The sequence below is a fragment of the Microbacterium profundi genome (assembly GCF_000763375.1).
GTDB lineage: Bacteria > Actinomycetota > Actinomycetes > Actinomycetales > Microbacteriaceae > Microbacterium > Microbacterium profundi.
Map to the genome: position 1 here is coordinate 1,204,250 of NZ_JPSY01000001.1, position 19,374 is coordinate 1,223,623.

17 protein-coding genes are annotated in these 19,374 nt (G+C 63.1%); 5 read left to right on the plus strand and 12 right to left on the minus strand.

The window, feature by feature from the left end; all coding sequences use genetic code 11:
- Window positions 1–32: 32 nt before the first annotated feature.
- The 9 genes from JF52_RS0105630 to JF52_RS0105670 all read right to left on the minus strand — a co-directional run bounded on the left by JF52_RS0105630 (window position 33) and on the right by JF52_RS0105670 (window position 8,254).
- Window positions 33–1,145, minus strand: a complete 1,113-nt coding sequence (locus JF52_RS0105630) for an acyl-CoA dehydrogenase family protein (protein ID WP_033105377.1) — start codon at window positions 1,143–1,145, stop codon at window positions 33–35.
- Window positions 1,146–1,195: 50 nt separating this feature from the next.
- Entirely contained in the window at window positions 1,196–1,636 is a 441-nt protein-coding gene (locus JF52_RS0105635; RefSeq protein WP_052166778.1) for a MaoC/PaaZ C-terminal domain-containing protein, read from the minus strand.
- Window positions 1,633–2,106 (minus strand): MaoC family dehydratase N-terminal domain-containing protein, encoded by a 474-nt coding sequence (locus JF52_RS0105640; RefSeq protein ID WP_033105378.1) that lies wholly within the window; start codon window positions 2,104–2,106, stop codon window positions 1,633–1,635. The genes JF52_RS0105635 and JF52_RS0105640 overlap by 4 nt, the downstream gene beginning before the upstream one ends.
- Window positions 2,107–2,141: 35 nt before the next feature.
- Window positions 2,142–2,879 carry an enoyl-CoA hydratase/isomerase family protein gene (locus JF52_RS0105645; protein WP_052166779.1) on the minus strand — a complete coding sequence of 246 codons (738 nt, stop codon included), beginning with the start codon at window positions 2,877–2,879 and terminating at the stop codon, window positions 2,142–2,144.
- A gap of 24 nt (window positions 2,880–2,903) precedes the next feature.
- Complete coding sequence (locus tag JF52_RS16830; protein WP_160175033.1) at window positions 2,904–4,145, minus strand: CoA transferase; 1,242 nt, start codon at window positions 4,143–4,145, stop codon at window positions 2,904–2,906.
- Between the two features lie 170 nt (window positions 4,146–4,315).
- Window positions 4,316–5,011 (minus strand): enoyl-CoA hydratase/isomerase family protein, encoded by a 696-nt coding sequence (locus tag JF52_RS0105655; RefSeq protein ID WP_160175034.1) that lies wholly within the window; start codon window positions 5,009–5,011, stop codon window positions 4,316–4,318.
- 152 nt (window positions 5,012–5,163) lie between these two features.
- A complete protein-coding gene (locus JF52_RS0105660) occupies window positions 5,164–6,009 on the minus strand; it encodes a cytochrome b/b6 domain-containing protein (RefSeq protein ID WP_235272325.1) in 846 nt (281 codons plus the stop codon).
- Window positions 6,010–6,487: 478 nt separating this feature from the next.
- Window positions 6,488–7,468, minus strand: a complete 981-nt coding sequence (locus tag JF52_RS0105665; protein ID WP_033105380.1) for an electron transfer flavoprotein subunit alpha/FixB family protein — start codon at window positions 7,466–7,468, stop codon at window positions 6,488–6,490.
- A gap of 9 nt (window positions 7,469–7,477) precedes the next feature.
- Window positions 7,478–8,254, minus strand: a complete 777-nt coding sequence (locus JF52_RS0105670) for an electron transfer flavoprotein subunit beta/FixA family protein (RefSeq protein ID WP_033105381.1) — start codon at window positions 8,252–8,254, stop codon at window positions 7,478–7,480.
- A 400-nt stretch (window positions 8,255–8,654) separates the two neighbouring features.
- Between JF52_RS0105670 and JF52_RS0105675 the strand changes: the two genes are divergently transcribed.
- From JF52_RS0105675 to JF52_RS0105695, 5 genes are all read left to right on the plus strand, one after another.
- The gene (locus JF52_RS0105675) at window positions 8,655–9,818 is read left to right on the plus strand and encodes a thiolase domain-containing protein (protein ID WP_033105382.1); all 1,164 of its coding nucleotides are present in this window, start codon (window positions 8,655–8,657) and stop codon (window positions 9,816–9,818) included.
- On the plus strand, window positions 9,815–10,234 hold the full coding sequence (locus tag JF52_RS0105680) for a Zn-ribbon domain-containing OB-fold protein (protein ID WP_033105383.1): 420 nt from the start codon (window positions 9,815–9,817) through the stop codon (window positions 10,232–10,234). The genes JF52_RS0105675 and JF52_RS0105680 overlap by 4 nt, the downstream gene beginning before the upstream one ends.
- Window positions 10,235–10,346: 112 nt before the next feature.
- Window positions 10,347–11,228: an AAA family ATPase gene (locus JF52_RS0105685; RefSeq protein ID WP_033105384.1), complete on the plus strand. Its 882-nt coding sequence runs from the start codon at window positions 10,347–10,349 to the stop codon at window positions 11,226–11,228.
- Entirely contained in the window at window positions 11,225–12,622 is a 1,398-nt protein-coding gene (locus JF52_RS0105690; protein ID WP_033105385.1) for a VWA domain-containing protein, read from the plus strand. The genes JF52_RS0105685 and JF52_RS0105690 overlap by 4 nt, the downstream gene beginning before the upstream one ends.
- 66 nt (window positions 12,623–12,688) lie before the next feature.
- Complete coding sequence (locus JF52_RS0105695; RefSeq protein ID WP_052166782.1) at window positions 12,689–14,656, plus strand: AMP-binding protein; 1,968 nt, start codon at window positions 12,689–12,691, stop codon at window positions 14,654–14,656.
- A 189-nt stretch (window positions 14,657–14,845) separates the two neighbouring features.
- On the opposite strand, the gene JF52_RS0105700 is transcribed toward JF52_RS0105695, so the two are convergent.
- The 3 genes from JF52_RS0105700 to JF52_RS0105720 all read right to left on the minus strand — a co-directional run bounded on the left by JF52_RS0105700 (window position 14,846) and on the right by JF52_RS0105720 (window position 19,285).
- Window positions 14,846–16,296 (minus strand): IS3 family transposase gene (locus JF52_RS0105700; protein WP_235272326.1). Its coding sequence is split into 2 segments (ribosomal slippage): window positions 14,846–15,921 and window positions 15,921–16,296, totalling 1,452 coding nucleotides; the frame shifts between segments, so codons are not numbered across the junction.
- 1,158 nt (window positions 16,297–17,454) lie between these two features.
- A complete protein-coding gene (locus tag JF52_RS0105715) occupies window positions 17,455–17,784 on the minus strand; it encodes a helix-turn-helix domain-containing protein (RefSeq protein WP_033105387.1) in 330 nt (109 codons plus the stop codon).
- A 151-nt stretch (window positions 17,785–17,935) separates the two neighbouring features.
- A complete protein-coding gene (locus JF52_RS0105720) occupies window positions 17,936–19,285 on the minus strand; it encodes an IS256 family transposase (protein ID WP_033105388.1) in 1,350 nt (449 codons plus the stop codon).
- Window positions 19,286–19,374: the final 89 nt, after the last annotated feature.

Sequence of the window (19,374 nt, forward strand, 5' to 3'; positions counted from 1 at the left end):
AAACTCGGCAGCAAGTGTGGACGTAATTCCGATCAGACTCCAAGCCGGTCGGCCAACTGTAGCCAGGTATCAGCGGTCGAACCCAGGAGCAACTCGGTGGACTTGGCCTTGCGGTAGTAGAGCTGGGCGTCATGATCCCATGTAAAGCCGATACCACCGTGGACCTGAACTACCCAGGACGCGGTGAACGCAAAGCCGGCTGCCGCTGTTGCCTTCGCCACGAGCGCCGCAGTCGGAAAGTCTTCAAGTTCTTCGGCGCCCGCATGGGCCGCGTACCATGTCGCAGCCCGAGACGTGTCGACTTCCAATGCCATCTCAGACAGGCGGTGTTTTATGCCCTGAAACGAGCCGATCGCGCGACTGAACTGATTGCGAACCTTCGCGTATTCGACTGCCATGGTCATCGCTGCTTCCATCGCACCGACCATCTCGGCGGCAAGGAGCGTCGCCGCGACGTCGATCATGTGCGAGATGCGGTCCCAGCTTCCGGGCTCGCCGAGAGCGGTAGCGGCGACATTGTCGAACTCCAGCGTCGCCATTGGGCGCGTGAGATCGAGAGTCGTCTGCTTCGTACGAGAGAGCCCTGGGGCATCGCCATCGACGACATACAAACCATACTGGTCGCCCGATCGTGCGACCACGAGAATCTTGTTGGCCGTGTGACCATCGATGACGAACGACTTCGTCCCGGTCAAGGTGACGGAATCATCGCTACCGTCCGCAGCCATCTCCACACCATCAGGGCTCCAATTGCCGGACGGCTCGGTGATCGCAGTGGTGGCCGTGATTTCCCCAGCGACGATGCCTGGGAGCAAGTCCTGCTTCTGGGATTCGGAGCCGAAAGTGAGGATCGGAACCACTCCGAACGCGGTGGTGGCGAAGAAGGGGGATGGAACGAGGCCGCGGCCGAGCTCTTCCATCACGATCATGGCCTCCACGAGAGACGCGCCCGCACCGTCGTATTCTTCGGGCACCAGCAATGCGGGCAATCCGGCCTGCTCGGCAAATTGCCGCCACAGACCCTCGTCCCAGCCCGGCTCGGTCTCAATCACCTCCCGGACGATCTTCATCGGCGAGCGATCGGAGATCATCCGCCGCAGGCTCTTCTGAAAGTCCAGTTGATCTTCGCTAAGTTCGAACTGCATCGATAACTCTCTCTACTCGAAACGTCGTGGCACGGAACGGCCACTTCTTCCTAACGCGGAAGGACTCCAGTCGCCAACGCCTGAACCTTAACGTCGGTCCCGTCTTCATTGGTCACGGTAATCGCGGCCTTTACAGCAGTGCCGTCTGGCCCGGCGACAACCTCAATAATCTCCCCGCGGATCTTCAGCACTTCGCCCGGCCATACCTGGCTGCGAAAACGTGTTCCGAAGCTCGTCAGGTTCTTCAGTCCAATCCAGTCTGACGCCAGCCGTGATGACAGCCCACCCTGGAACAGGCCCATGGAGAATACGGACGGGAGCCCGATGGATACGGCCCAGACCTCGTCGTGGTGAATGGGGTTGAAGTCACCACCGGCACCGGCGTACTTGACGATGTCCGTACGTCCGATCGGCCCAACAGTGTAAACGGGAGAAGTCAGTCCGACCTCCGCCTCGTTCGCGCTCAGCGGCTTGGCTGCATCGGTGTTCATTTCTCCCCACCTCCGACAACGGCAGCAGTCTCGATGACTGTCGACTCCTCGGTGAGAACAGGCTCCCCATTCTGGTCCCGATACTCGGTTCCGAGCTTGACTAAAGTCATCACCCCGCCGCGACTGCCGGGCTTCTTCTCGACACTCACGACTCGGGTCTGTCCGGTGAGAACGTCGCCCACGACGGGCGTCCTGTGGTAAGTCCAAGTTTGCTCGCCATGAAGGACCCGAGCCAGGTCGAGACCCAACGACGAGAACGCGCTATCACCTTCATTGAAGTGCGCTGCAACCACCGAATAGGTCGGAGGGGCTGGAATCGCCGAGAAACCGGCCCGCTGGGCTTCTTCGGTCTCCCGGAATACAGGGTTGGGATCGTGAAGGCTCTTCGCGAACTCGCGAACCTTTCCCGCTTCGACGGGGAACGTCACAGTTCCAAGAATTTTTCCGACCAGATCGTCGCCATGCTCCATTTGAGCGCACCTCCACGTTGAGTGACAACTTCACGCTAGTCGTAGTTGAACTGGCCAGTCAAGTAAGCAAGCCTGCGTTCTGCAACCAGACCTTCGCGGAGAGGGAGTTCATGTGCGGCTTTCGATGCGCTGAGCGCAGCACGCACCGCAGCCCTGGGGAGGGCCGCCAGACGTCGTGCGTATGCCATGGCCGCGTCATCCACGTCGACCCCCTCTGGCAATACCTCATCAATGAGGCCGAGATCGCGGGCGGCCGCCGCATCGATGGCTTCGCCCGCCATGATGAACGGGATCGCCTTTGATGGAGGCACCCACGCAGTTATAGAACGCGTACCCCCCGCGGCTGGCAGCATACCGAGCTTTGTCTCCGGTAGTCCGACCTTCGTACCGTAGGCGGCGATCCGCAGATCACAGAGCAGTGCCATCTCTAAGCCGGAGCCGAGCGCATAACCGTGTAGAGCGACGACCTTCGGTATCGGCAGACTCCACAGGAGGTACCACGGGTCGCGATCCCACCGAATACGGCGCGCCTCAAAGACGGACTCCGCATTGCCAAACTCGCTGATATCCGCCCCGGCGGAGAAATGAGCCCCTTCCGCGCGTAATACGAGCGCACCGAGATCTGGGAAGTCCCGCACCGCGGCGAACGCCTCGATCAGCGCGTCACGCATGCGCAGGTTCACCACGTTGAGCTTCGTTGGCCGAGTTAGCACGACCTCGGCCACCCCGTCCACGCCGAATTGAACCCGGACCACGTCGTCTATGTTATTCATGTGGGGAGCATAGCGACAATCGCGTCACGCCCAGATGAAGGGGGAAGCGGGATGGCGCACGCGACGACCGGCCACGGTCACTTCCGCTGCGCGGGCCGCGTGCGACTCCACTAGCTCGCTCACCCGAGGCATCGGGTCGCCCCGGAGCAAAGTACCGCGGTCACTATCGGCCGATAAGGTCTCGACTGCATCCATGAGGCTTGCTGTCAGCCTGGGCGGCTCGTGCTGCTGCGTGGCCGCATACAGCGCTGCGACGGATGCCAGGGCTCCGGCAATACCTCCGAGCGCATCGACATAGGCCGTAGCCGCGGGGATCGGCTCGTCGGTTCCACGAGGCCATGCCAACCCGCTCATGGCGTGAATCTGCGTGCCGTACGACACCCAATCACGCGTGGGGCCGTACGAGTACGCCGGCAGGTGAACGATGGCCGGTCCTCTTCGGCTCTGGCCCCAATAGTCGATCCCGAGGTTATCGCGAGCACGCCGGGAGAGGCTATCCACACGCAAGTCCACTTCTGCACAGGCATCGTCAAACGCTTTGCGGTCATCCCGGACACGAAGGTCGAGGTTCACGCGCTGTTTGCCCTCAGCCAGGGCCAAAAACATCGCCGACCGATCGTTCGTGCCCGGTATCAGCAGACCGCCAGGGTAGATACCTCCCCCGTTCGGCGCTCGCATCCCGTCCGGCCGGGCATCGGATTCGATCGAGAGCACTGACGCCCCCATCTGCGCGAGCAGCCATGTGCAGAGAGGACCCGCCCACATCGCCGTGACTTCCATCACCTTGACGCCGGCCAGCGGAGGCGCGGCAATCGAAGACACCTCTGGCGGAAGTCGATCACCAGGGCTCAACAGTTCGTGGTGATCGAGTCGAGCCCGGCTCAGATGACGACTGGTGAGCTCCCTGCGATACGGAACAACCGGTAATCGCCATTCCTGCGCGGCCGTGCTGAGTTCTTCAGGATCGTCAAATAGGGTCGTCCGGCGGAGGAGTGCGAACAGATCATCGTCTCCGGGAGCCCCGAGCTCTGTCGCCACCCACCCTGCACCGATACGCAATGGAGTCACCCGTACCGGCGTCGGTGCCGAGTACCAGTGCGCCAGCACGAGTGGCTGCAGCAGAAGAATGGCGGCTGAGTCAGCATCGACCACGACCTCTCCACCAACACGGGCTGCCGCGAGCGCACCCACCGCCAGAAGGCCCGCGGCGGCGCGAGTGGGCGCCGCCGCGGGCAGCCCCTGGCAGGGCGCCACGGGTCCACTCATCCGCGCACGCCCCGGACTGCAGCCGCGGCCGAATACTGTCACGCTTGCACACCGAGAAAACTCGCCGGAGGCACGAACTGAGGCGCCGTACCGCGAGAGCAGATCGCCCGCCTCAGAGGCGACACCTCGGTCCCCGTCGATGCAGACCTCCACTCCCGTGAGTGGTCCCATCAGGCGTTCCGGAAGTTCGCCGTCCGCTTAGCAAGAAAGGCGGCGATGCCTTCCGCGCGATCTCGCGACGTCTGCAACAGTGTATTCAGGTCGGCTTCGAGAGCAAGGCCCTCTCTCAAACGGAGCTCCCCGCCATCCCGAACCGCTTCCTTGGCGTACTCCAAAGCGAGTGGAGCGCGAGCCTTCCACATAGATGTGTACTCAGCGGCCCGTTCGAGTGGGGCGGCAACGACCTCATGCACAAGACCTTGATGGAGAGCCTCCATCGCCTCCATTCGCTCGCCGAACAAGATCATGCGAAGGGCGGCCGCTTGACCAATCACACGAGGCAGCCGTTGGGTGCCACCCCACGACGGCAACCTCCCCTCAGAGACTTCAGAGAGACGAAAGAATGCATCGGATGCCGATAGCCTGACATCAGCCGCCAGCGCCAACTCCAGACCTACGGACTCGACACGGCCGGTCAGGACAGCAACGACCGGCACACGGATCGCCGCAAGTGCATCCGCCGGCGTGGGACCGTAGATCCGCTTCACGATTCGCACGTCGTCGACGCCGACGCAGAAGTCCTCAGACTCGGACCGGAGTAGCACAGCGCGCACATCTCTATCCTCGGCGTGCTCTGACAGCACATCGGTCAACTCAGCGCTCTGTCCTGAGCTCATGATTGCATCGAGAAGTGCAATGTCGAGCACACCGTCGCGCAAACTAGTCCGTACTCGCTCCCTGCGCATCACACTTCCTCTTCCGTTCCCGGTTAGCTTCGCACGATATCAGTAGTCCTTTCAGGCCCGGCGATCGAACCAGCTCCGCGAGAACAGTGATCGTCGTGAGGTCTAATGGCACCTCAGCGGGAACTCACCGAGCCGAACAGCCGAGCGATCGGCGCCAGAAGCAGCGGTCGAGCGGCGACCCAGGCCGCAACGATGAGTAACAGCGACGCACTGAATATCCAGAACCCCGTCCAATTTTCTGCGAGTGCCAAAGGATCGGTTGAGCCTTGTGCCGCGTACATGTGATTGAGGTTTCGGAGCGCTCCAGTGGCGATAACCAGAGTCACGTGAACCGCGATGAACAGTACGAAGAAGACCATCGTCGGAAAATGCACGGCCCGCGCCCACTCGATCGGGTAGAGCACATTGAGCCGCTGAGCATTCGTGGGCCAGATTCCCGACATCCGCACGCCTGTCGCAGCCGCGAGCGGAGAGGCCACGAATACCACCAGGAAATACGTTAGCTGCTGGATCGAGTTGTAGTTGACCCAGCCGTTCTCGATCGGCCAGTCCAGTGACAAGTACTGGAGTACCGCGGAGAGCGCGTTCGGAAACACCTCCCAGCTCGTCGGAACGATCCGCATCCATTGCCCGGACACAAAGAGAAGGAAGACGAAGATCACACCGTTGACGAGCCAGAGAACGTCAATCGACTGGTGGAACCATACTGCAAGACTAATCTTGCGTTCCTTGTTCCACCGCGGCGTCCAGAACGCGTTCGGACGCTTCTGAAACCTCACCTCCAAGCCCGACCGGATGATTAGGACCAGGAGGAACACGTTCAAGAAATGTTGCCAGTTTAGCCATGCGGGGAATCCGATCGGGGCGCCCTCTGGTAGCTCATATTCGCCCGGATACGTCGCGAGAAAATCCCGCATGAACGGGACCGAGACCAGCCAGCGGGTAAAGAGCACGACCATGGTTGCCAATACGAGCAACGCGACGCCCGCGAGAACGCCAGCACCGACCCATTGCCGCATTGTGAACGGGCCGTAACGCTTCGGTTCGGGCTTCGGTTGGTGTATTGGGTTGAGGCGGCCATCTTCGGCAGGCGGAGGGACAAGAGGTCCCTGCTCGTCGGAAGAAGCCGATTCCCGTGCGTAGGAATGAGGCGGGTCCTCGAGATCGGTTGCGGTCTCGTCGCTCCCAGCTCTCAAGGCGGGTGTGAAATCCGCGGGCGGCCACGCTTCCCCCCCGGCCCTCCGAGGCAACCCCCGACGCGCCGTGGTCGTGCGTTCATCGAGGACGGAGCCCTGAGGTTCTTTGGGCTCGAGCGCCGCGGCCGAAGGCGAAGGCCAAACGTGGATGTCGGGTCCGAGGCCAGCCGGAGGCCACGGCTGACCACCGTGTTCTCTAGGTAGACCGCGTCGCCAGATTGAGGTGGGTGTCGACACCGCGCTAGCCCTTCTTCGCCCGGATCGCCTCGATCAGCTGGGGAACCACAGTGAACACATCACCGACGACTCCGAAGTCCGCGATGTCGAAGATGGGCGCATCTGCGTCTTTGTTGATCGCGACGATCGTCTTCGCGGTCTGCATTCCCGCGCGGTGCTGGATCGCGCCGGATATTCCCAACGCGACGTAAAGTTGCGGCGAGACCGAGACACCGGTCTGGCCCACCTGAGACGTCTGCGGTACGTATCCGGCGTCGACGGCGGCACGCGACGCTCCGATTGCGGCACCCAGCGCATCGGCGAGCTCCTCGACAAGTGCAAACTTCTCGGCGGAGCCGAGGCCTCGGCCGCCAGCCACGACCTTCGGGGCACCTCGCAGCTCCGGCCTGGCGGAGCGGGAGACAACTGCCTCCTGTGCATCGATCTTCGCAACGACCTTGCCGGAAGACCGTACGTCCAGCCGCACACGCTCGAGAGGCCTTGACTCGGCGCGTGCCTCTATCGAACCCTGGCGGATGGTGATGACTGGAGCACCGAAGGTAGCGGCACTCGTTACGTTATAGGAGCCACCGTAGACCGAGTGGCTGGCGACAATGCCCTCGGGATCCCTGCTCACCTCGACGGCATCGATGCAGAGCGCGGAACGTGTGCGAGCCGCGAAGGCGCCAGCGACGGCGCGCCCGTCGATGGAATGAGAGATGAGGACCGCCTGCGGGTGCACGAGTTCGGCTGCCGCCGCCAGCGCGTCCACGACGGGCGCCGACAACTCAGGATCTCTGGTGGCGGCAAGCAGTACCGCGGCAGCGCCCGCGTCGGCGGCGGCCTTAGCGAGAGTTGGCGCAGCATGTTCGGCTGCAACGACGAGCGCGACAGGTGTCCCCAAGGCGGAGGCAGCGCCGAGAAGCCCGGCCGAGGACTTCGCCAACTCCCCCGACGGTGTGATATCCAGCAGAACCAGAATCGAATCGGAATTGAATCGCGACATGCCCGCTCCTTAGGCCAGACGCTTCTGTATCAGGAAATCAGCGAGCCGCGATCCCGCGTCGCCTTCATCTATAATCTTCACTCCGGCCGACCTCGGCGGAGCTGCGGCGACCGCGATCATGATCGACCGCGCAGCGTTCGCATCCAACGGATCTACCTCCAGATCCGCGAGCGACAGAGTTTCAAGCGGCTTCTTCTTGGCTGCCGATATCCCCTTGAAATTCGGGAAACGCGCGTCAGGCAATTGCTCAGTGATTGAGATCACCGCAGGAAGTGACGCTGAAGCGGCCATGGTGCCCCCCTCCAAAGTGCGATCACCGGCTACGGAATCGGAGGTAATCCGAACAGTGTTGAGCGACGTAATGACTGCCATGTCGAGCAGCTCGCCTAGCATGGCGGGAACTACTCCGCCCACCCCGTCGGTAGACTGATTGCCTGCGACGATCAGATCAAAATCTGAACGTCTGAGCACAGCGGCGAGAACCTCAGCGGTGAGGCTCAGATCGGCCCCGACGAGCGCGTCGTCGACCACTTGCACAGCGGATGTCGCCCCCATAGCCAAACCCTTGCGGAGCGTTGACGTGGCCTGGTCAGGAACCATCGAAATCAACGTGACCTCCGTATCAGGCTGAGCGTCCGCGATCTTCAGCGCGACCTCGATTGCGCGTTCGCACACTTCATCGAGCACTTTCTCCGAAGCAGCTCGATCGGCGAGACCTGTCTCCAGATCGAGTAGTCGATCTCCGTATGTGTCTGGCACCACCTTTACCAGCACCGCAATCTTCATGGGGGCTCCTGATCTGTGTCGAAGTCATCGGTGCCCAGGGGTGGCAACCGTTATCGCTTTGCAGGGAGGGCAACTCTGAAGATGACCTTACCGGGTAGTTCAGCGTAGTGGTCCACACTCGACCAAAATAATCAGGTCCAGAGGGGGGTCCCTTCCACATCGCGCCAGGCAAGTCTCGCCGACCCCGACGTGCGCGAGTCGACCTGCTACGGCGAGGTGATCGACCAAGATATGAACAACGAGCGGCTTCCCATGGAGGGAAGTGTGGCATACAGTTGAACCGCCGGGTTCAACCCGAATCGGTCGGGCTCCCTGTTGTGCGGTCGCCGGCGTCCCGCTAGATGGGATGTGTTCCGACAGAGCGTGCACGCAAGTCCCGAAGAACCATGAAAGGTAAGCAATGAGTATTCGCGGAGCCGCGTTCATCGCAGGTGCGTACGAGCATCCACAACGCGTCATACCTGACAAGTCTCTCGGCCAGGTGCACGCGGAGGTCGCCGCAGGCGCCCTCCGGGACGCGGGACTGAGCTTCTCCGACGTCGACGCATACTTCTGCGCGGGGGACGCGCCTGGTCTCGGCGGAATTTCTATGGCGGACTACATGGGTTTGAAGCTGCGCTACACCGACTCGACCGAGACCGGCGGCTCGTCCTATATTGCCCACATCGGCCATGCGGCCGCAGCGATTAAGGCAGGCAAGGCCTCGATCGCGCTCATCTCGCTGGCAGGCTTGCCCCGGCAGATGATGGGCAATCTCGTGATGGATGGTTTCGGAGCCTCGGAGGATGCCTTCGAAGCGCCTTTCGGACCGACGGTTCACGGCCTGTACGCGCTTGCCGCCCGGCGACACATGTATGAGTTTGGCACCACGAGCGAGCAACTCGCCGAGATCAAGGTGGCCGCGTCGATTCACGCGCAACACAACCCGAACGCGTTGCTGTCCACGCCTGTGACCGTCGAAGAGGTGGTCAACTCGCCAATGGTCAGCGATCCGCTGCATCGCCTCGACTGCTGCGTCGTCACCGACGGCGGGGGGGCGCTCATCGTCGTCTCTCCCGAGGTGGCCCGCGATCTCGAACGCTCAGTGGTCAAGGTTCTCGGGCACGGCGAGGCTCCCAAGCACACCAACGGCGGCAAGGTGAATGTCACGTTCACTGGTGCGCGCTGGTCCGGCCCGACCGCGTTCGCGGAGGCGGGAGTCACGCCGCAGGACATCGACTACGCGTCGATCTATGACTCCTTCACCATCACGGTGCTCGAGACCATCGAGGACCTCGGCTTCTGCGAGAAGGGCAAAGGCGGCGAGTTCGTGCTCGACGGCACCCTTCAGGCGCCATTTGGCAAGCTTCCGTTCAATACCGACGGTGGGGGTCTGGCGAACAACCATCCGGCGAACCGTGGAGGGATGACTAAGGTACTGGAGGCGGTGCGTCAACTCCGCGACGAGGCCCATCCCGCGGTTCAGGTACCTAACGCCCAGCTGGCAATCGCGCACGGCACCGGTGGCAGCCTACCGACCCGGATGGGTGCGGCGACCGTCATTCTTGGAAGGGAAGACTCATGACCGAGACAACAGTGCTGCCCAGCCCGGCGCCCACGATCGACCCGGAGACCAAGCCGTACTGGGATGCCACCCTCCGGGGCAAGCTGCTGATCCGGCGCTGCAATGCGTGCGGCGAGGCACATTGGTACCCGCGTACACTATGCCCGTTCTGCGGATCGTTCGATACCGAGTGGCTTGAGACGGCAGGTCAGGGCGAGATTTACACATTCGCGATCACCCGCAAGGGCCTCGGCCACTATAGCGGCGTCGGCCCATACGTGCTCGCTTTTGTCACTCTTGACGAGGGTCCCTCGATGCTCACCAACATCATCGAATGCGACGTAGATGATGTGCAGATAGGGGACCGAGTGGAGGTTGTGTTCCACAAGACCAACGCCGAGGCGGCACTTCCTCGGTTCCGCCCCGTCGCGCGATAACGTCAAGTTCTCGCGTCGTCGCGCGACCCTGCGCGGCGACGGGAGACCGGTCGACGCGCAGACGCGAGCCACGGGTCGCCCGCCAGCGCGGCGTCCACCTAGGAGACCAAACATGATCCGCACTGCGTCCTTCGTCTCTGTCGCCGATGTGCACGAGCGTCTGGCCTCGGTAGGCTACCTACCTTCCCAGGCGGTCGCGACTACCGTGTTCCTTGCGAGCGAGTTGGGCAAGCCCCTGCTGGTCGAGGGCCCCGCAGGAGTTGGCAAGACGGCGCTCGCGCAAGCGGTTTCTGACGCGACCGGATCGCCACTCGTCCGGCTGCAATGCTACGAAGGGGTGGATGAGGCGCGAGCACTTTACGAATGGAACCACGCGAAGCAGTTGTTGCGCATCACAGCTTCGAAGGATGAGAGCTGGGACGAGACCAGTGCCGATATCTTCAGCGAGGAGTTCCTGCTGGCCCGGCCCCTGTTGACCGCCATCCGCAACGAAGTGCCGACGGTACTGCTGATCGATGAGACTGATAAGGCCGACATCGAGATTGAGGGCCTTCTGCTGGAAGTCCTGGGAGAATTCCAGATCACGATTCCCGAGATGGGGACGGTGCGGGCACGCCAACGGCCTTTCGTGGTGCTGACGTCCAACGCCAGTCGCGAGTTGTCGGAGGCGCTGCGCAGGCGGTGCGTCTTCCTGCACATTGACTATCCGGACAGCGACCTTGAGGAACGCATCATCCGGGCGAAGGTTCCCGATCTCGAGGACTCGCTCACGACGTCGATCGTGCGGGTCGTCAATGCCCTGCGCGGGTTGCCGCTGCGCAAAGCTCCTTCCGTCTCGGAAACGATCGACTGGGCCCACACCCTGCTCGCGTTGGGCGCCGTCGCGCTCGACGAACACATGATGCGAAACTCACTTGGGGTGATTCTCAAGCACCGCTCGGACCACGAGAAGGCACAGAGACTAGTGGGTATGGAAAGCGTTCTCGCGCCATGACAGAGGGCGGACACGCCGTCACGGACGACGCTTATGGCCTGCAGCAACGACTCGTCGACTTCGTCAATGCACTGCGGACCAAGGGGATAATGGCTGGTACGGGCGATACGATCGATGCGGCGTATGCGATCACCCGGGTGGGCGTCACCGATCGAAGCATCCTGCGCGAAGGGCTCGCGGGCACTCTGACGCGAAAGCACAGCGAGCGACAGACCTTCGACGAAGTCTTCGACATCTACTTCCCGCGACGCGTCGGTCGGTCCCGTTCCACCGAGCAGGTCCCCGCTGACTTAGGCGTCGGCACATTGCGTGACATGCTGGTCGAAGCACTCGCGGCCGCGGATCTCTACGCACTGGACGAACTCGCCGAGATAGCCGTCGATCGATTCGGGCTGATCGCCGGTGATCGTCCTGGGTGGTCCTCGAAGCAGACGCTCGACAAGGTGCAACCCCAGAACCTCCTCGCGCGCATCATGGACATGCGCGGCGACGACGACGCCGTCATCGAATTGGGCGGTGCCTCACCCCGCGACCACGTGCGATACCTCATAGAACGCTTCCGGCAGCACGTAGATGGGGAGTCCAGGCGACGCACTACCGAGACGCGCGGGCGTGAGCGCATGGTTCTTTCCGCGGTGCAGGCGCAGATCGAACGGATCGACTTTCTGAGCGCCAGCGCCGAGCAGGTCGACGAGATGCGCCGCAGCGTGCGACCGCTTGCTCGCCGGCTGGCGACTCGGCTCGCGGCGAAGCGGCGACACAGGTATCGAAACACGATCGACATCCGGCAGACGATGCGCAAGTCCATGTCAACCGGCGGGACTCCCATCGACCTTGTCTACTCGAAGCCGCACCCGCGTCGACCGGACCTGGTTCTGCTGTGCGACGTCTCCAGCTCCGTGTCGGGCTTCTCCGGCTTCACGATGCTCCTTGTACAGGCGATGAAGAACCAATTCAAGAAGATAAAGGTATACGCCTTCATCAATGCGATGGCGGACGTAACCGACCTCATCTCCGTCGACGGCGACGAGGACGGTGAGCAACTGCACGCGCGAATTGTTGGGAGTGCGCGCGTGCAGAGCGCAGCCTCGAGCAGCGACTATGGTGCCGCCTTTGCTGAGTTCGTAGCTCGCGACCTGGAGTCGGTTGGTACGCGTAGTTCGGTGCTCATCCTCGGCGATGCACGCACTAACCACCGCGATCCAGGCCTCGGCCCGCTCAGCGAGATCCGGGCGCGGTCGAATCGAACGTTCTGGCTCAATCCCGAACGAGAGAAGATGTGGGGAACGGGTGACTCCGCGGCATTCGACTACGCCAACGTAGTCGAAATGCACGAGTGTAGTTCGATCGCACAACTTGGCGAGTTCGTCAGCGCGATGCTTCCGTCGACGTAGTCAACCTCAAACGCGGCGGCCGATGGCGACTGGTTCGGGGAATCAAGTCATGAGAAGGAGATAACCATGACGGCATATCGAGATGTGTGGCGGAGAAGCCTGGAGGATCCCGAGGGGTTTTGGCTCGAGGCAGCGGGAGCGATCAATTGGACCACCGCTCCGCGTCACGCCCTGGTGCCGCGCGGAGACGAGTGGTCCTGGTTTCCCGATGGCACGCTGAACATGAGCTTCAACTGCCTCGACCGTCATGTGGAGTCTGGTCATGGAGACCACATCGCCCTGAGGTACCACTCAGCTATGAATGGAACCAAGGAGGACTACACCTACGCAGAACTTCGCGAGCGCGTTGCCCATTTCGCTGGCGCGCTGCGGTCGTCTGGCGTGACGACAGGAGACCGTGTTCTGCTCTACTTGCCGATGACACCCGAGGCCGTCATAGCGATGCTCGCATGCGCCCGCCTGGGCGCAATTCACTCCGTCGTGTTCGGTGGGTTTGCAGCAACAGAGCTTGCCGTCAGGATTACAGATGCCCGACCCAGTGTCGTCGTCACAGCATCAGGCGGTATGGAGCCGGGACGCGTAGTCGAATACCTTCCGCTAGTACGGAAGGCGCTAGAAGCGGCGGAAGGCATCGTCTCAACAGTCGTCGTCTGCGACCGCGAAGGCATTCCCGGCTCGGCGGACGAGATGGCAGGGACTGTGCCAGGCGTCGCCTGGTTGGACTGGGACAGACTCGTCGCGACGGCCGAACCAGCCCCACCAGTTCCGGTTGCCTCCTCCGCCCCCCTTTACATTCTGTACACCTCGGGAACGACCGGTAGCCCGAAGGGTGTCGTCCGCGATACGGGCGGATATGCCGTCGCGTTATCGTGGGCGATGCGTAACGTTTACGACATCGGTGCCGGCGACACGATGTTCACCGCATCGGACGTGGGTTGGGTCGTGGGGCACTCATTCATCGTCTACGGGCCGCTTCTGGCTGGCGCCACGACCGTGCTCTTCGAGGGCAAACCGGTTGGAACCCCAGACGCCGGTGAGTTCTGGCGTGTGGTGCACGACTACCGCGTCAAGGCAATGTTCGCAGCACCGACAGCGTTGCGCGCCATACGGCGCGTCGACCCGGAACTCAGGCAGCTGTCGAAAGGAGCTGTCGCATCGCTGGAGACCTTGTTCCTCGCAGGCGAGCGGTTGGACCCCGAAACATGGCGGTGGGCAAACGACGGCCTACGCGTCCGCATCGTGGATCACTGGTGGCAGACAGAGACTGGGTGGCCGATCTGCGCGATCCCCGTCGGAGTGGAGGCGCTCCAACCGAAACCAGGATCAACCGCGGTGCCGATGCCGGGCTATGACATTCGAATCCTCGGCACCGGGGGAGACGACCTAACCGGCACCGGTCCGCGCGGCTCCAGCCCCGAGGGCAACATTGTGCTACGAACCCCACTACCGCCCGGCGCTCTAACTGGGGTGTGGGGAAGCGCGGAGAGGTACCGCCACTCTTACCTGACTGCCTTCCCCGGCTACTACTCGACGGGAGACGCCGGATATATCGATGAAGACGGATACGTCTTCGTTATGGGCCGAACGGACGACGTCATCAACGTCGCCGGACACCGCCTCTCAACCGGCTCTCTCGAAGAAGTCCTCACGATGCATCCAGCAGTGGCCGAGTGCGCGGTCATCGGGATTTATGACGAAATTAAGGGGCAGAGAGCCGCCGGCTTCGTAACTCTCAAAGCCCACGTCGCGATCTCGCAAGAGCGACTTCAGCGCGAACTGGTATCTCTAGTTCGAGAGCACGTCGGGCCGATCGCCGCGTTCCGCGACGTGACCATCCTCGACCGGCTCCCAAAAACCCGCACTGGCAAGATTTTGCGCAAGACAATGCGCCAGATTGCCGATGGCGAGACATACAAAGTTCCGGCGACGATCGAGGACCCTACTGTCCTGGACGGGCTGATAGTCGCTTTGAAGGCGTCGCCGCGGCGCGCATCCGAACCGAGTGCCATGCTTAGTGGGCCGAGTGCTGGCTGAGCGACGAAGACTGAACATTCATGTAGCGCTGAGTCGCGTGCCGGGCAGGAGCAGAGGTGCTCGCCGCAGTGCTGGCTGCCCGAGCCAGGTGCATCCGGCGTGTCTAAATTCCTCGAACCTGCCGACGTCCCCTCGTTTGTGGGCGCCGTCGATGCCGGAATTTGTCAAGGCGAGTGAGGCCGGTGGGTGTTAGGCGGCGAGTTGGATCTCGTCGGTTGGTGGCTGGTTGATCCACGCGGCCGGGTCTCGGTCGAGGATCTTCGGTCGCGTCTGTCGCGTCGTGAACCGTTCGGGGTGGGCGCGGCGGGCGGCCTCGAGTGTGGCGTCTCGGTCGCGGTCGATGGCGTCGGCGTGCCCGTAGTGCACGTCGGCGGGCGTGTGCATGCCGATGCCGGTGTGCCGGTGGTGGTGGTTGTAGGCGTGCACGAATTCGTCCAGGAACTGCCGTGCGTGGGCGAGGGAGACGAACCGGTCGGGGAAGACGGGCAGGTACTTCATCGTCTTGAACAGCGCTTCGGAGTAGGGGTTGTCATTGGACACGTGCGGTCGGGAGCGGGACGCGGTCACGCCGAGATCGGCGAGCAGGGTGCGGACGGTCTTCGACGTCATCGAGGGGCCGCCGTCGGAGTGCACGACCTCGGGGGTGCCGTGGATCCCGAACGCGTCGGTCATCATCTCCTTGGCGAGTAGGCCGTCCTCGCAGGCGTGCACGATGGCGCCGACGATGTAGCGGGAGAAGATGTCGATCATCACGTACGCGTCGTAGTACGTGCCTTTGACAGGGCCGGCGAGTTTCGTGATGTCCCAGGTATAGACCTGCCCGACGGCGGTCGCGATCAGCTCCGGCACCTTCCGCGGCGGATGGGTCGCGAGCCGGCGCCGCTCCCGTACCTGCGTGTGCTCGCGCAGCACCCGATACATGGTCGAGACCGAGCCCACGTATTCGCCGCGCTCGAGCAGGATGGGATAGATCTGCAACGGCGGCTTGTCGACGAACTCGTCACTGTTGAGCGTGGACAGCACCAGCGACCGCTCGACGCTCGAGAGCTTGTTCGCTGGGGCAGGACGAGCCGACGGCGGCTCGGGGTCCGGTCGGCGTGCGCGGGAGGCGGCGCGGGTCGCGGTCGCACGCGCCACGCCGGTCAGGGCTGCCGCCTGCCGGGTCGGCACGTCCGCGGCGGCCAGTTCGACGTAGGTGTTCATGAGCGCTTCCCGCGCCGCGGGTCGGTGTCCGCGCTCTTGGAGATCTGCCCCAAGAGCGCGTGCGCTTTTCCCATGATCTCCAACGCCGTCCGCGTCATCGACAACTCCACCTCGGCCTTCCGCAGTTGCGCCTTCAACCGGGCGTTCTCGGCCTGCGCGGCGCTGGGACGACCGACCGCTTCGCCGGGGTTCTTGCCCTCCAGCAGACCCGCGTCGCGCTGCTTGCGCCACTCCGAGATCAGCGACGAGTACAGGCCATGTCGGCGCAGGTATCCCGCGCCCTCACCCGTCTCGCACGCGACCTCGTACTCGGACAGGTACTGCAACTTCTGGCCCGGCGAGAACGAACGCCGACGCGTCGGCCCGTCCGGGATCGAGGGTGCGCTCACGACTCCATCATCGGCCGCGACGACCGCGACCGGGGAACTCAAACTCATCAGATTGGTGATCCTTCAACTCGCCCCACGAGGCGGACTTGCTATAAACCGGTGGACTCACTCAACCCTGACACGTAGGGTGCCGGGGATGTAGCAGAACCGGTCGAAGCAGTAGTGGGAGCGGAACAGCGCCCGCCGGTCGTTCTCTCTGCAACCTCGCCGTTTACCGATCAGGACACGTTTGACGGCGGGAGGGTCGCGATTAGTTCGTCTACCCATGTTCCGAGTCGCTCGGTGTGTTCGTCTCGGAGGGGCAAGATGCCCGCGTCGATCAGGAGCGACCTGAGGTGATGTCTGGCCTGCCCCGGTGGGCAAGCATCGAGGCTGGCATGGGTGATCGAGGTCTCCGCGCCGATGGTCTGCAGGAGGGCTTTCGGGATGGGCTTGAGCAGCCACCGCATGGTCGAGTCGGGCCGGCCCCGCTGTGCAAGCGCGGCGGGAGTTCTGTGAGCGGGACGGGGATGGTGCCTGTTGCCGAGGAGAGTAGCTGTCGGACGCTCAGGGTGACGGAGCAGCGTATGCACGTCCGCTCGAAGTGTTGATCGCCGGCCGCACCGCAGGTAGCACACACGTAGTCTCGTGTTGCTCCGGCGCATGGCCCGCAGATCCGCTCCCCCGTCTCGGAAAACCCGATGAGGGCTTTGACCTGGTCGCAGGTGGGGCATGTGTTCGGGGTGCGGAGCACGCGCCGGTAGCAGCCGGTGCAGACAGGGCCGATCGGCCACGTCGTCGTGTGAACGGGCCGCGCGAGATGGCAAACAACGCACTCAGCATCGGTGGTCTGATAGCAGGACTTGCAGAGATCGGTACTGCCGTTTTGGCTGCGTGCGGCGATTGGGCGTTCTTGTCCGCAGTGCCCGCACGCCCGGACGGGCGCCTTGTGGCAGCGTTTGCAGTAGTCGTCGCCGTCGACGACCGCGGTGACGTGGTCGACGCGACCGCAGCCTGCGCAGTCTCGCTTGGGTCGGGCGCAGTGACCGCACAGAGCGGCGCCGTCGCTTGTTCGGGCGCTGGGTGTTCGTGATCGGTGGCAGTTGGAGCATTCCTCGCGCCTGCTGGCGTTGTAGCACGGGCGGCATAGCCCACCTCCCTCAGGGAGCCTTTTCGAGCGCGGTGCGGTCGTGCCGCATTCGGAGCATGGATGCTCCGGGAGTGCTTTCACGGCGTAGTTCCGGGGCGGTTGATCGTCGTGCGCCGCGCCGTCACCCGACTCTTCGGCGACAGGGTCTCCCCCGCCACCTTCTGGTTCGAGGCCTCCACGATGCGAGGCTCGATGAGGTCATTGGGCGTGCATCCCAGGATGTCGCACAGTGCGATGAGTATCGACATGCTCAGCCGTTGAGGATGTCCGGTGACGAGTCGGTAGGTCTGCTCCCGGGAGAGCGAGACACCGCGCTCAGCGAGGCGTGGCTGCAGATCCGTCGTAGCAAACATGCCCTGCTCGGCCATCTTGGCGCGCAGGTGCCAGACGTAGTCCATTTCCTTCATCGCGGTTCCTCCTGAAGGTCGAGGCCGTACCGCGTGTGGATGGCCTGGGTGAGTAGACGATTCCGATACTCATTGGAAACGCCCACATAGATCGCGGTTGTCGATGAGAGGGCTTGTCAAGTTTTCTGTGTAAGCGGTTCGGAATTGGTGGTCAGAGGTAGGGGTTGATTCGCTCGGGGTAAGCCAGGGCGAGTTGCTCAAGGGCTTGTTTCCAGTTCGTCGTGACGTTGCCCTCGATGAGTCGGCCGCTGGCTTTGCGCTTGCTCGCGGGCAGGCCGCGTTCCTTCTCTCGTTCGCGGGCTCGTTTGTCCTCGATGTCGCAGATCGCGAGCCAGAGCAGCTTGACCGCAGCAGCGTCGTTGGGGAAATGGCCACGGTTCTTGGTGATCTTCCGCAGCTGGTAGTTCAGCGATTCAATCGCGTTCGTCGTGTAGATCACCCGCCGCAGCTCGGGCGGGAACGCGAGGAACGGGGTGAACTTGTCCCAGGCGTCCTGGAACGATTTCACCGCCGACGGGTATCGCTTCCCGAGCTCGGACGCGCTGAACTCCTCGAGCGCCTCGAGGGCGGTGTCCTCGTTCGCAGCCTGGTAGATCGGTTTCAGCGCGGCGGCGACGGCCTTGCGGTCCTTGTAGTTCACGAACCGCATCGCAGCCCGGATGAGATGCACGACGCAGGTCTGCACGGTCGCTTCCGGCCACGTCGCCGCGATCGCCTCGGGGAACCCGGTCAGCCCGTCGCAGCAGACGATCAGCACGTCGCGGACGCCGCGGTTGGCGAGTTCGGCGCACACCGACGCCCAGAACTTCGCACCCTCGGTGGCCTGCACCCAGATCCCCAGGACGTGCTTGATCCCGTCCATGTCGACCCCGACAGCGATATGAGCGGCCTTGTTGCGGACATGCCCGCCATCGCGGATCTTCACGATGATCGCGTCCAGATAGATCACCGGATACAGCGACTCGAGCGGCCTCGTCTGCCAGGCGAGGACCTCGTCGGCGACCTGGTCGGTGATCTTCGAGATCGTCTCATGGCTGAGCTCGGTGCCGATCGTGTTCGCGAGATGGTGCTGAATGTCGCGGATCGTCATCCCGCCCGCGTAAAGCGAGATGATCATCCCATCCAGCCCGTCCAGCCGCCGCTGCCCCTTCGGGACCAGCATCGGCGTGAACGACCCGTTCCGGTCGCGCGGGACCGCAAGCTCGATATCACCGATCTCGGTCGACACCGTCTTCGGCGTCGACCCATTGCGGGAGTTCGGATACAGCGACGCCTCGGCATCGCCGCGGTCGTAGCCGACATGCTCCGTCAGCTCCGCATCCAGCCCCCGCTCCAGCGCCGCCTTCAACATCCCGCCCAGCATCCCGTGCTCGCCCGTCAAGGGCTCGCCCGCGTCGATCTTCGCGAAGATCTCATCCATCGCTCCCGACGCCTTCAACTGATCAGCAAGCTCCTTCTGCCTCCGACGACGCTCCTCGCGCTCCGGGCTGATCGCATCCATAGTCACAGTGTTTCTCCTTCAGGGGGGTGAACCTCACCCCCTTACACAGACCATTTGACGTTGATACTGGGAACAGCTGGCGCGGGGCA

Bases quoted from the DNA above. Each gene is read 5' to 3' on its own strand.
- JF52_RS0105630 (WP_033105377.1), bottom strand. From the start codon at position 1,145: ATGCAGTTCGAACTTAGCGAAGATCAACTGGACTTTCAGAAGAGCCTG.
- JF52_RS0105635 (WP_052166778.1), bottom strand. From the start codon at position 1,636: ATGAACACCGATGCAGCCAAGCCGCTGAGCGCGAACGAGGCGGAGGTC.
- JF52_RS0105640 (WP_033105378.1), bottom strand. From the start codon at position 2,106: ATGGAGCATGGCGACGATCTGGTCGGAAAAATTCTTGGAACTGTGACG.
- JF52_RS0105645 (WP_052166779.1), bottom strand. From the start codon at position 2,879: ATGAATAACATAGACGACGTGGTCCGGGTTCAATTCGGCGTGGACGGG.
- JF52_RS16830 (WP_160175033.1), bottom strand. From the start codon at position 4,145: ATGAGTGGACCCGTGGCGCCCTGCCAGGGGCTGCCCGCGGCGGCGCCC.
- JF52_RS0105660 (WP_235272325.1), bottom strand. From the start codon at position 6,009: ATGGTCGTGCTCTTTACCCGCTGGCTGGTCTCGGTCCCGTTCATGCGG.
- JF52_RS0105665 (WP_033105380.1), bottom strand. From the start codon at position 7,468: ATGTCGCGATTCAATTCCGATTCGATTCTGGTTCTGCTGGATATCACA.
- JF52_RS0105670 (WP_033105381.1), bottom strand. From the start codon at position 8,254: ATGAAGATTGCGGTGCTGGTAAAGGTGGTGCCAGACACATACGGAGAT.
- JF52_RS0105675 (WP_033105382.1), top strand. From the start codon at position 8,655: ATGAGTATTCGCGGAGCCGCGTTCATCGCAGGTGCGTACGAGCATCCA.
- JF52_RS0105680 (WP_033105383.1), top strand. From the start codon at position 9,815: ATGACCGAGACAACAGTGCTGCCCAGCCCGGCGCCCACGATCGACCCG.
- JF52_RS0105685 (WP_033105384.1), top strand. From the start codon at position 10,347: ATGATCCGCACTGCGTCCTTCGTCTCTGTCGCCGATGTGCACGAGCGT.
- JF52_RS0105690 (WP_033105385.1), top strand. From the start codon at position 11,225: ATGACAGAGGGCGGACACGCCGTCACGGACGACGCTTATGGCCTGCAG.
- JF52_RS0105695 (WP_052166782.1), top strand. From the start codon at position 12,689: ATGACGGCATATCGAGATGTGTGGCGGAGAAGCCTGGAGGATCCCGAG.
- JF52_RS0105715 (WP_033105387.1), bottom strand. From the start codon at position 17,784: ATGAAGGAAATGGACTACGTCTGGCACCTGCGCGCCAAGATGGCCGAG.
- JF52_RS0105720 (WP_033105388.1), bottom strand. From the start codon at position 19,285: ATGGATGCGATCAGCCCGGAGCGCGAGGAGCGTCGTCGGAGGCAGAAG.